The 12,122-nt window shown below is 64.4% G+C and carries 10 protein-coding genes; 9 read left to right on the forward strand and 1 reads right to left on the reverse strand.

Annotation, left to right across the window (positions count from 1 at the left end):
- Nucleotides 1–82 precede the first annotated feature (82 nt).
- From AC1DW2_RS15930 to AC1DW2_RS15950, 5 genes are all read left to right on the forward strand, one after another.
- Entirely contained in the window at nt 83–889 is an 807-nt protein-coding gene (locus AC1DW2_RS15930; protein ID WP_477006537.1) for an enoyl-CoA hydratase/isomerase family protein, read from the forward strand.
- Between the two features lie 115 nt (nt 890–1,004).
- Nucleotides 1,005–2,477: a DASS family sodium-coupled anion symporter gene (locus AC1DW2_RS15935; RefSeq protein WP_477006538.1), complete on the forward strand. Its 1,473-nt coding sequence runs from the start codon at nt 1,005–1,007 to the stop codon at nt 2,475–2,477.
- Between the two features lie 233 nt (nt 2,478–2,710).
- The gene (locus AC1DW2_RS15940; RefSeq protein WP_477006539.1) at nt 2,711–3,850 is read left to right on the forward strand and encodes a methionine ABC transporter ATP-binding protein; all 1,140 of its coding nucleotides are present in this window, start codon (nt 2,711–2,713) and stop codon (nt 3,848–3,850) included.
- On the forward strand, nt 3,840–4,505 hold the full coding sequence (locus AC1DW2_RS15945) for a methionine ABC transporter permease (protein WP_477006540.1): 666 nt from the start codon (nt 3,840–3,842) through the stop codon (nt 4,503–4,505). Before AC1DW2_RS15940 ends, AC1DW2_RS15945 begins: the two co-directional genes overlap by 11 nt.
- 28 nt (nt 4,506–4,533) lie before the next feature.
- Entirely contained in the window at nt 4,534–5,307 is a 774-nt protein-coding gene (locus AC1DW2_RS15950; protein WP_477006541.1) for a MetQ/NlpA family ABC transporter substrate-binding protein, read from the forward strand.
- 176 nt (nt 5,308–5,483) lie between these two features.
- Here the strand turns inward: AC1DW2_RS15950 and AC1DW2_RS15955 are convergent, their stop codons facing one another.
- A complete protein-coding gene (locus AC1DW2_RS15955; protein WP_135213631.1) occupies nt 5,484–6,473 on the reverse strand; it encodes a helix-turn-helix domain-containing protein in 990 nt (329 codons plus the stop codon).
- Between the two features lie 179 nt (nt 6,474–6,652).
- On the opposite strand from AC1DW2_RS15955, the gene AC1DW2_RS15960 reads away from it, so the two are divergent.
- The 4 genes from AC1DW2_RS15960 (at nt 6,653) to AC1DW2_RS15975 (ending at nt 12,019) form a co-directional block, all read left to right on the forward strand.
- Complete coding sequence (locus tag AC1DW2_RS15960) at nt 6,653–7,849, forward strand: serine hydrolase domain-containing protein (RefSeq protein ID WP_477006542.1); 1,197 nt, start codon at nt 6,653–6,655, stop codon at nt 7,847–7,849.
- Nucleotides 7,850–7,864: 15 nt separating this feature from the next.
- Nucleotides 7,865–9,865 carry a primary-amine oxidase gene (locus AC1DW2_RS15965; RefSeq protein ID WP_477006543.1) on the forward strand — a complete coding sequence of 667 codons (2,001 nt, stop codon included), beginning with the start codon at nt 7,865–7,867 and terminating at the stop codon, nt 9,863–9,865.
- A 207-nt stretch (nt 9,866–10,072) separates the two neighbouring features.
- Complete coding sequence (locus AC1DW2_RS15970) at nt 10,073–10,531, forward strand: hypothetical protein (protein ID WP_028147544.1); 459 nt, start codon at nt 10,073–10,075, stop codon at nt 10,529–10,531.
- Nucleotides 10,532–10,612: 81 nt separating this feature from the next.
- A complete protein-coding gene (locus AC1DW2_RS15975; RefSeq protein WP_477006544.1) occupies nt 10,613–12,019 on the forward strand; it encodes a Dyp-type peroxidase in 1,407 nt (468 codons plus the stop codon).
- Nucleotides 12,020–12,122 lie beyond the last annotated feature (103 nt).

Raw genomic sequence — 12,122 nt, forward strand, 5'->3', positions numbered from 1 at the left:
ATGCGCTGGGGCGCAACCGGGTCCCATATTCGTGAGGCCGGATGTAGGCTAGCCTCGCAGCAAAGCGGATAGGGAGACATCGGTGACGGACTTCGTGACGATCGAGAAGGGGCTCGGACCGGAGGGGCGGATTGCGGTGGTGCGGTTCGACCGCGGAGACGGCATCAACGCGCTCTCGCCGGAGGCGCTGCGCCAGCTCACCGCGGCCGCGCGCAGCTTCGAGGATGATGCCGCAACGTCCGTCGTGGTTCTGACGGGCAGCACCAGCGCCTTCAGCGCCGGCTTCGACTTGAAAGATGCCGAAGGGCGCTCGCGCAAGGACATGGATCTCGGCACGCTGCGGCGGCATCTCAAGCTCGGGCCGCGTCTGACCCATGCCTGGCATGAGATGGAGCAGATCACGATCGCCGCCATCGAGGGTTTTTGCGTCGGCGGCGGCGTCGCACTGGCCGTGGCGCTCGACTTCCGCGTGATGGGGCACGACGCGCATCTGCGCGTGCCCGAGATCGGGCTCGGCATGAATATGAGCTGGCAGAGCATCCCGCGCATGCTGCATCTGATCGGGCCGGCCCGCACCAAGCAGGCGGTGATCCTGGCCGACCAGCGCATCAGCGCTGATGAGGCCTATGAATGGGGCCTGGTGGAGGAGGTGGCCGATCCCGGCCATGCGTTCGATGCCGCCATGGAGCTTGCCCGGAAGGTCGCCGCGCAGCCGCCGCTCTCGGTCGCCATGACCAAGCTGACCGTCAACCGGCTGGCACACGCGCTGGACGATCTCGCCAGCCATATGGACGTCGACCAGTTCGCGCTGGCGAGTCTCACCGAAGACCACAAGGAGGGCGTCGATGCGTTCCTGACCCGCCGCAAGCCGCGCTTCAAGGGGCAGTAGAACGTGACGTCAGGCCATTGATCGCGCCGCGGACAGTCCGTATACGCCGCGCTAGGACAAAAACGGCTCGGCCAACGGGCGGTACAATGCGACGACAATCGAGGGGGGAGGGCCCATGGCCGCTAGCTCGCAGACGCCTCAGGCAAAAGGGTTTAGCTGGAAGCTGATCGCGCCGCTCGCGGTGTGGCTGGCCATCTATCTGTGGCCGGTGCCGACGGGTCTCAACGCCAATCAATGGCACTATTTTGCCGTGTTCGCGGCCGTCATCACCGGGCTCATCCTGGAATCGATGCCGGTCGGCGCGGTCGGGTTCATCGGGCTGACGGTCGCGGGCGTCGCCGGCTATATCGATCCCGATCCCGGCAAATCGCTGCGCTGGATGCTCGCGGGATTTGCCGAGAGCACGGTGTGGCTGATCGTCGGCGCCTTCGTATTCTCGATCGGTTATCGCAAGAGCCAGCTCGGCCGCCGTATCGCGCTGGTGCTGGTGCAGAAGCTCGGCCGCAACACGCTCGGTCTCGGCTACGCGGTCGCGATGTCGGACTTCCTGCTGGCACCAGCGACGCCATCCAACACCGCGCGCAGCGGCGGCATCGTCTATCCCATCATCAGCAACATCCCGCGCATCTACGGCTCCGAGCCCGGGCCGACCGCCGGCAAGATCGGCACCTATGTGATGTGGACGGCGTTTGCGGCAACCGCGATCACCAGCTCGCTGTTCTTCACCGCGCTCGCGCCCAACGCGGCCGCGCTTGCGATCGCCAAGAGGACCGCCGGCGTCGAGGTGAGTTGGGCGCAGTGGTTCGTCGGCTTTGCGCCGCTCGGCATCCTCCTGATGATCCTCGTGCCGCTGCTCAGCTATGTGGTCTGCCGTCCCGAGGTGAAGCACAGCCCGGAGATCTCCGAATGGGCGGCCAAGGAGGTCAGCGAGATGGGCCCGATGTCGCGCAACGAGTGGATCATGCTGGCTCTGATCGTCCTCGCGATGTTCCTGTGGATCGCGGGCTCGAGCCCGGACATCCACGTGCCGCTGCTCGGCTCGAACTTCGTCAACGCCACCACCGTCGTGTTCATCGTGATCTCGCTGATGCTGGTGACGGGCGTGATCGAGTTCGCCGACATCGTCAGCGAGAAGAGCGCCTGGGAGGTGTTCTTCTATTTCACCTCGCTGCTGACGCTGGCCTCGGGCCTCAACGAAATCGGCTTCATCAAATGGTTCGCGACCGAATACGCCAAACCGCTCGCGGGGCTGTCGCCGTCGACCGCGATGCTCCTGCTGGTCGCGCTGTTCTTCTGGATCCACTACTTCTTCTCGAGCATCACCTCGCATGCCGCAGCCGTGCTGCCGGTGGTGCTCGCGGTCGGATCGGGCATCCCCGGCCTGCCGGTCACGACGCTCGCCATGCTCTGCATGTATTCGCTCGGCCTGATGGGCGTGATCTCGCCTTACGCGACGGGACCCGCGCCGATGTATTTCGGCAGCGGCTATATCGGGAAGGGCCAGTTCTGGGGCTTTGGGCTGCTGTTCGGGCTGCTCTATTTTGCGGGACTGCTGCTGATCGTGCTGCCCTGGTTGCAGATCAGCTGAGCGGGGCCGGAAGCTCATACCCCTGGCAGACGAATTTTCTTCGCCGGGGTGGGATTGGGAAAACTTCGTCCAACTCCCCGCAAATATCTGACATTGCAAGGAAGACCTGAAAAAGCGATGGTGTGTGCTGCAGTGCAGCGCGTTCCACCCGAACCCTCGCCGCGATTTCACTCTCCGTCGCTTGACGCGACGGGTTCCCGCATGCCCCAGGGGGGCAGCAGGAACTGTTGTGCATGAAGGCCGCCTCCATGAACGCCCACCAATCGCTCGCGATCGGACAGAAGATCGAAACGCTTGAAGCGATTTCACCTGCCGCACGGAACGCCGACGCGATGGTCCGTTTCGAGGGCATCTCGAAGATCTATCCCGCCTATCGCGGCAAGCCCGGCGTCAACGCGCTGCAAGACATCGACTTCGCGATTGCGCGCGGCTCGATCACCGGCGTCATCGGCCGCTCCGGCGCTGGCAAGTCGAGCCTGGTCCGGCTGATCAACGGGCTGGAGAAGCCGACCACGGGCCGCGTGATCGTCGACAACAGCGACATCTCGGCGCTGGCGGGCCGCGAATTGCGGCTTGCGCAGCGCTCTATCGGGATGATCTTCCAGCATTTCAACCTGCTGTCGTCGCGCACGGCGGCCGACAACATCGCGCTGCCGTTGGAGATCGCCGGCTGGGCCAAGGCCGACATCAAGGCCCGCGTCGCCGAGCTGCTGGCGCTGGTCGGCATCGCCGACAAGCACGACCGCTATCCTTCCGAACTCTCGGGCGGCCAGAAGCAGCGCGTCGGCATTGCCCGTGCGCTGGCGACGCGGCCGAGCGTGCTGCTGTCGGACGAGGCGACCTCGGCGCTCGACCCGCAGACCACGCGCGCGATCCTCGATCTGCTCGCCAACATCAATCGCGAGCTGGGCGTGACCATCGTGCTGATCACCCACGAAATGTCCGTGGTGCGCCAGCTCGCCAAGGAAGTGGTGGTGCTCGACGCCGGCCATGTCGTCGAGAGCGGCCATGTCGCCGACATCTTCACGCACCCCAAGCATCCTATCACGCAGTCCTTCCTCGCCGAAGTCATCGGCGACAGCCTGCCGGTGTCGCTTGCGAGCCGGATCGTGGCGGAGCCGTCCGCCGGCGGGCAGGCCGTGATCCGCGTCCAGGTGCGCGGGGCAGGGGCCGGCGACACGGTGGTGGCGCGGCTTGCCCGCGAGCTCGGTCTCGACGTGGCGCTGCTGTCGGCGTGCATCGACGAGATCGGCGGCCAGCATGTGGGCTCATTGACCCTCGGTATTCCCGGTGGCGAGGACGCGGTGACGCGCACGCTCGCCTGGCTCTCTCAATATCAACTCCCGGCGGAGCGTCTCGGCTATGTCGCCTGAACTCATCAACCTCATCGTCCAGGCAACAGGCGAAAGCCTGTACATGGTCGGCATCGCGGCACTGGTCGGCACCGCCTTCGGCCTGCCGCTCGGCGTGTTCCTCGCGACCAGCCGGAAAGGCGAGCTGTTCGCGGCGCCCGCCATCAATCGCGTGCTCGGCATCGTCGTCAATGCGACGCGCTCCACGCCCTTCATCATCCTGGTCGTCGCCATCATCCCGTTCACCCGGCTCATTGCCGGCACCTCGATCGGCTCGACCGCAGCGATCGTGCCGCTGGTCATCGCATCGACGCCGTTTATCGCGCGCCTGGTCGAAGCTGCGATCCGCGAGGTCGATGGCGGCCTGATCGAAACCGCGTCCTCGTTCGGGGCATCACCGATCCAGATCGTTCTCAAGGTGCTGATCCCCGAAGCGTTGCCCGGCCTGCTCCTGGCACTGACGCTCGCGGTGGTCAGCCTGCTCGGCTACTCCGCCATGGTCGGTGCCGTCGGTGGCGGCGGGCTCGGCGATCTCGGCATCCGCTACGGCTATCAGCGCTTCATGCCGGAGATGATGCTCGCCGTCGTGGTCGTGCTGATCGCGCTGGTGCAGCTCGTGCAGAGCGCGGGCGATTATCTGGCACGTCGGGTCAACCGCCGGCTGCGGCAGCGCTGATACACATTTTCTGAAACTGGAGACTTCAATGCGTTTTCTCGCAACCCTTGCGGCTGCAGCCTTGCTTGCGACCACCGCTCAAGCTGAAACCATCCGCGTCGGCGTCACCGCCGGCCCCCATGCCGAGATCCTGGACGTGGTGAAGAAGGTCGGCGCCGAGCGCGGCCTCGACATCAAGGTGGTCGAGTTCACCGACTACGTGATTCCGAACCAGGCGCTGGCGCTGAAGGACCTCGAAGCCAACTCGTTCCAACACGAGCCTTACCTGAAGAACCAGATCTCCAAGACCGGCTGGAAAATCGTCAAGGTCGCGAACTCGATCGGCTCGCCGCAGGGCGTCTATTCGCAGAAATTCAAGAAGCTCGCCGATTTGCCAGAAGGCGCCCGCGTTGCAATTGCCAACGATCCCTCCAACGGCGCGCGCGGCCTGATGATCCTGGCGCTGCACGGCGTGATCAAGCTGAAGGACCCGACCAACGTCGCTTCGACCATCGCTGATATCACCGACAACCCGAAGAAGCTGCGCTTCGTCGAGCTCGATGCCGCCCAGCTTCCGCGCGCGCTGCAGGACGTCGACGTCGTCTCGATCAACAACAATTATGCCGTGCAGGCCGGCCTCAATCCGGCGACCGATGCGATCGCGCGCGAGAACCCCGATGGTCCCTGGGTCAACATCCTCGCCGTCCGCGAGGAGGACAAGGACAAGCCGTGGGTGAAGCAGTTGATCGCGGTCTATCACTCCGATCCCGTGAAGGCGTTTCTTGAGACGCGCTTCAAGGGTACGTATTTGCCGACCTGGTAACGTGCCGGCCTGCATGGTTCGAGACGCCCGCTTGCGCGGGCTCCTCACCATGAGGGTCCAATATCCCGCCGCAAAACGCGACCTCATCCCGAGAGCCCGCCAGAGGCGGGCGTCTCGAAGGATGGCCGCAAGCGAGCTGCTAGCCACGACTAGTCGTAGAGTAGAAGACGCGCGCGTCAGGCGACAAGCCTCGCGCGCCGCAGTGTCTCCGAGGGCAGCTCGGAGAAGTGGCGCTTGTAGTCGAGCGAGAACTGGCTGAAGTGCCAGAAGCCGTGCTGCACGGCGACGTCGTAGATCGACGTCTCTGCGCCGCTGGCGCGCTTCAGGTCCCGCCGCACCCGGTTCAGCCGCATCGCGCGCCAGTAATGCATCGGGCTCGTGCCCACGACTTCCTGAAAGCAATAGCCGAGCTTGCGCGGGCTCGCGCCGACCGCCTTGCAGACCTCCAGCAGCGACAGCGAGCGATCGCCGCTGCCATGCATCAGCTCGCGGGCGCGATCCACGGTGCGCTTGCGCGCCGTGGCGCTGCGGCCGGGATCGCTGGGCTGGGCCGTCGGCAGCATGTCCATGATCTCGACGAGGAGGGCGTCCTCCAGCGCCTGTCGCGCGGCCGGATCGTCGAACCGTTCGGGTGCGGCCGTGATGGTCTCGTGAATCGCGGCGAGGTGGGCGCGCAGCCGCGCGACCGGCGCCGCCGCCATCTCGATCACCCGCAACTGGTGCCAGACGGCGCGCGGCAATTCGATGTCGAGCCGTGCCGCAAGCTCCGCGATCAGCACCGCGCTGGCGACGACACCGCGCAACTCGAACGCCTTCGGCGTACACATGTCGATCTCGGCGTCGATGCTGGCGATGACCTGGGAGCCCGCAACACTGGCCCCGTTGCAATTCACCTCGCCATCGCCGTGCCAGGGCAGACCGATGCCAAAGCTGTCGGCACCTAACTGGCCATATTGGCGCACCTGCTGGCTGGTGATCTCGCAGAACACTTCGAGCCGGGGCAGGGAGAGTTGCGTGAAGCTGCCCCGGAACGCCCCGGCGCTGATCTGGTCGTAGCTCAGCCGCCAGCGGCCGAGCGTGGCGCAATGCTCGTCGACATCCGTGCTGCTCGCTTGAAGTAGATTGGCAGCCGAGTCTTGAATCGGAAGAGTTGCGCTTAAGGCCATGACAGCACGTCAGAATTTGCAAGCCGAATAGCCAGCAAGAACTACGCCAGACTGGCACGGCCATGGCCGCTGTCCAGCAAAATATTGCCGGATCTCGATAACGCCCGATGCGGCCTGTGTGCAGTCTTCTCCCTTGCCGTTCCGACATCGCAGTCGGGATGGCCTTGCGGAGGATCGAGATGCGACCGACGGACATCATGCGCGGCAGCCCGCCCACGCCCGAGGCCCAGGTGACCCGCGCCAACTGGCGCAGCTTTCCCGCCATCCGCTGGGGCTTCACCCACACCCGCGAAGTGCTGCCGACCGCGGAGGTTCGCCGCTCCGCGCGTCCCACACCGATGGCAAGCGCGCCGCGCGAGCTGCAAAAGCTCAGCTTCACCGCGCCGGACGGCAAGCCGACCACGGTCGAGGCCACGTCGCGCGAAACCTTCGGCGATGCGCTGCTGGTCATGCACCGGGGCACGCTGATCCACGAATGGTACGGCGACGGCATGAGCGTTACCACGCCGCATCTGATCTGCTCCATCAGCAAGTCGATCGCCGGCACGCTCGGCGGCGTGCTGGCCGCGCGCGGCCTGCTCGATCCGGAGGCGAGGGTGGTGCGCTACGTGCCGGAGCTGGAGAGCTCGGTCTATGGCAGCTGCACCGTCCGCAACGTCCTCGACATGGCGGTCGCGATCAAGTTCGAGGAGGATTACGAGGACCCCGCCGGCGACGTCGCGCGCTATCGCTTCTCCTCGGGCTGGGATGTGCCGCCGCCGGGCGTCGAGGCCGGCCATCAGCGCGCCTATCTCACCACGCTGCGCGGGACAGGAAAGCCGCACGGCAAGGTGTTCCACTACGTCTCGACCAATACGGAAGTGCTCGGCTGGGTCTACGAGCGCGCCTGCGGCTTGCCCTACCATCGCATCCTCTCCGACTATCTCTGGCAGCCGATGGGCGCCGAGGAGGATGGCTCCCTCACGCTCGACAGCCACGGCATGGGCCGCATCGCCGGCGGGCTTTCCGTCACCGCACGCGATCTGCTGCGCTTCGGCGAAATGATCCGCTGCCGCGGCGTGGTCGAGGGACGGCAGGTGGTGCCGGGCTGGTGGATCGACGACATCCACGAGAACGGCGATCCCCAGGCGTGGAAAGACGGCGACCTCGCCGACATCTTCCCGGGCGCCCGCTACCGCAGCAAATGGTACACGATCGATCCCTCGCGGAACGATCTCGCGGGGATCGGCATTCACGGCCAGTGGCTCTACATCGACGCGGCCACCGACACCGTCATCGTCAAGCTCGCGACGCAGCCGAAGGCGATGGACGTTCCGCTCGACCACCGCTGGCTCGCCGCCTTCCGCGCCATCACCGCGCATCTCGCCCCGCGCTGATTTCTGGTCATCATCATGCTCGATACCGTCAAAGCCAAATCACCGATTCAAGCGGCAGCACCTCATCCGCTCGATCCTCTGACAGCCGAAGAGATCACGGCCGCCTGCACGCTGGTTCGTGCCGCCGCGACCTCGCCGGAGAACTGCCGCTTCCCGACCGTCCGGCTGGAGGAGCCGACCAAACAGGAATTGGCTACGGGCGGAGCAGGGCGCCGCGCCTTCGCGCTGACGCTCGACGTCACCACGGGCGAGGCGATCGAGCACATCGTCGATCTCGACCGCAACGAGATCGTCGCGCGCAAGGTCATTCCGAACCGCGAGGCGCCCTATGGGCAGCCGCCGGTGATGCTGGAAGAATTTTTCAAGTGCGAGGCCGTGGTGAAGGCCGATTCAGGCTGGCGCGCTGCGATGGTCCGCCGCGGGCTCACCGACAAGGATATCGAGCTGGTCCAGGTCGATCCGTTCTCCTCGGGTTTCTTCGATTTTGAGTACGAGCGCGGCGCCCGCATCGTGCGCGCTGTCAGCTTTCTCCGCGAGCACCTTCAGGATAACGGCTACGCCCATCCGATCGAGGGCGTGGTCGCCGTGGTCGACCTGATCGGCGGCAAGGTCATCGACCTCACGGACGCCGATCCGATCGTGCCGATCCCGCGCAAGAAGCGGAATTACGGTGCGCATGAAGTCAAAAACCCGCGCACCGACATCAAGCCGCTGCATATCGAGCAGCCGGAGGGCGCGAGCTTCAAGGTCGATGGCTGGAAAGTGGACTGGCAGAAATGGAGTTTTCGCGTCGGCTTCACGCCGCGCGAAGGGCTGGTGCTGCATCAGCTCGCCTACCAGGACGGTGATCGCAAGCGCTCGCTGATCCATCGCGCCAGCGTCACCGAGATGGTGGTGCCCTATGCCGATCCGACCGAGAACCATTTCTGGAAGTCCGCGTTCGACGCCGGCGAATATGGCCTCGGCATGCTCGCCAACGCGCTCGAGCTCGGCTGCGACTGCCTCGGCAACATCCATTATTTCGACGTGCCGGCCGCCGACAACAAGGGCGAGCCCTTCGTCATGCAGAATGCCATCTGCATGCATGAAGAAGATTACGGAATTGCCTGGAAACACTACGAATTCCGCAACGGCCTGTTCGAAGTAAGACGTTCGCGGCGCCTCGTCATCTCGTTCTTCGCCACCGTCGGCAATTACGACTACGGCTTCTACTGGTACCTGTACCAGGACGGCACGATCCAGCTCGAGACCAAGCTCACCGGCATCATCCAGACCGCCGCCGTGCCATCAGGCGAAAAGTACAAATGGGGCGGCATGGTCGACGACAATCTCGGCGGCCCCACGCACCAGCACTTCTTCAATGTGCGCATGCACATGGATCTCGACGGCGGCGGCAATACCGTCACCGAGCACGAGTTCGTGCCGCGGCCCTGGGGCGCGGACAATCCGCACGGCAATGCGTTCGATACCACCACGCGCATCCTGTCGCGCGAGCGCGACGCAGCGGCGATCGCCAATGGTGAGACCGGCCGGTTCTGGAAGATCAGCAATCCCAACGAGACCAATTCGGTCGGCAACGCGCCGGCCTACAAGCTCGTGGTCAATCCGAGCCCGCTGATGCTGGCGCAGGAGGGCAGCTACGTACGCAAGCGCGGCGGCTTTGCCACAAAGCACGTCTGGGTCACGGCCTTCGACAAGGACGAGAAATACGCCAGCGGCGATTATCCCAATGTCCATGCCGGCGGCGACGGCCTGCCGCGCTACGCCGCGCAGAACCGCAACATCGAGAATGCAGATCTCGTGGTGTGGCACTCCTTCGGCCACACCCACGTCTGCAAGCCCGAGGATTTTCCGATCATGCCGGTCGAATATGCCGGCTTCATGCTGAAGCCGACCGGATTCTTTTCGGCCAATGCCGCCGGCGACATTCCGCCGGAGCGCAACAGCCGCAGCGTGCTGGCGGGCGACCCGAAGGATGCCGCCGGCGGCGCGTGCTGCCACGCCGGCAAAGCTTAGGCTCGTCGCGCGACAACAACGTTCGCAGCAGGCCAACCAGCGCTCGTTCGCTGGTCGCATGCGCTCGCGGTCGAATTGTCAGGGGAGTATTGCTGCCCCTTTCGAAGGGCCCGCGACGCGACGGCCGGCCGCACGTCGAAAAGATCGCTTCCAATTCCTTTCGAGAGTGATACCATCTTAAGGTTGTATTCTTTAAGGAGATTTCCCATGACCCATGCACTCAATCTCACGCTGCCGATCAAGCAGGATGCCGAGACCCTGGCAAAGCTGCGGAATCTCGAGGCGAGCTTCACTGAGAAGGTTCAGCCCGCCATCGCGGCGGCGCTGAAGCAGTCCAGGATCGTTCATTTCGCCCGGGTCGTCGTCATCGAGGACAAGTACATCCAGGTCATCACCGAATATGAGGGAACGCACCAGGAATACACGGAGTTTTTCCGGCGAGCGCTCACGCCGATATTTGCCGCGATATTTTCCCTGGCAGATACGACTGGCCTGGACATCAACGATCCCAATGCGTTCTTCGAATTCTCGAAGAACCACAACGCGCGTTCGCTGGGCACCGCGACCGACGGCTCAACCGACATCAGCGGCAACCCGTCCGGCTGGCTGTTCTCGGCTTATGACGGCATGACTGTCGCAGACATTCTGGCAAAGCTCGGGAAATAGCTTTCAGAGCGTATTTGCGCTTTCGAGATAGGCCGGCTTTGAGGCTGCCTATCGGCTGACCGTTCTTGCAGGACAGGCGCCATGGTGGATCTCGGCAATTTGCAGGCGATCGTCGCTCGAAGCTCCGCCAAGCCGCTACTCGCGGTTCTGTTGTTTAGGTTTGGCGACGCCGGCGGTGCCAGGTCCTTCCTGCGGCAATGGATACCGCGAGCAGCGGTGGGGGCGGGCCCGGACCCCGATGGTCCCGCGTTCCACTTCATGTTCAGTTGGAACGGCATCGCGACGTTGATGTCGGGTCGCCCCGACCTTGACGTCGCGCAGGGGCGGCGGCAGTTCGAGGTATCGTTCGTGGACCCCGCGCAGGCGCCGGATGGCGGCATTGCGACACAGCTTGGTTTCTTCGACGCCAGCGCTCCGGCGGGATGGTGGGATGGCAAGTTCAAGTCGGGCGATATCGATCTGGCCATCCATATCGGGTTCGATACGCCCGAGCAGAAAGCCGATTGCCTCGCGCAGGTGCGGCAGTCGGCGACAGGTTTCGGTGTCCGGGAATTGTCACTCGAAAGTTGGGACGACGGCGCGCTGTCCGGCTGTCGGCCAGCCGACGGCCGCCTGCATTTTGGCTATCGTGATGGAATCACCGCGCCCAATGTTGACTGGCAGGATGCGCCGGCTGCCAGGGCTTCCGACGCCGTCGATTGTCGCGAGATCGTCGTCGGCTATCCGAACAGCGATTTTCCCACTTCACCGTTCAAGTCCGGTCCGTGGCAGGACTTCGCGCGCGATGGATCGTTCGTCGGCCTGTCGTGGCTTTATCAGGACGTCGCGGCCTTCAACAAATTCCTGAAGGCGAATGCACCGCAGGCGGCGCCGCATGTCGGCCCGGAACTGGCCGAAGAATGGATCGCGGCCAAGATGATGGGGCGCTGGCGACACGGGTCGCCGCTGTCACGCTTTCCGGATGCACCACCGTCGACCCCGCAATTGAACGATGCGTTCGGCTATGGCGACGATCCAAACGGCGTCAGATGCCCGCTCGGGGCTCACATTCGCATTGTCAATTGCCGCGATCATCCGCTGAAATTTGCCAATCAGATTCGTTTCCCCAAGGGGCCGCCACGCGTCATACGCCGCGGATTTTCCTACGGTCCTCATCTGGAGGGCACGGAGGACGACGGCAAGGACCGCGGCATCGTAGGGCTTTTCTACTTCGCCAGGATCAACGAGCAATTCTATACCATCCTGCGGTGGATGCATCAGACCGACTTTGCCGACGCCTACATGCGCCTTCCGAACGGAGCCAATGCGCAGGATGCCTTGACCGGAAACCGGGCAGATCCAAAGGCCGAGACCCGGTTCCAGGTTCCGCTCGCGGGGGACGCCTCCGTGACGTTCCAGATGAAGCAATTTATCCGCTACAAGGGGGTCGCGGTGCTGTTTGCCCCGAGCGTTAAAGCGCTCAACGCGATGATTGCCGCGCAAGGTTGAATTGCCGGCTCCCGTCAGCCGTCGCATCGTCGTCGCAGCCATTCGCTCGCGGCAACGCTGATCGCCGAAGCTCCGGCGATCGGCGCGAGGTAGCACGCCCGCC

Source organism: Bradyrhizobium sp. P3_C3 (genome assembly GCF_056402655.1).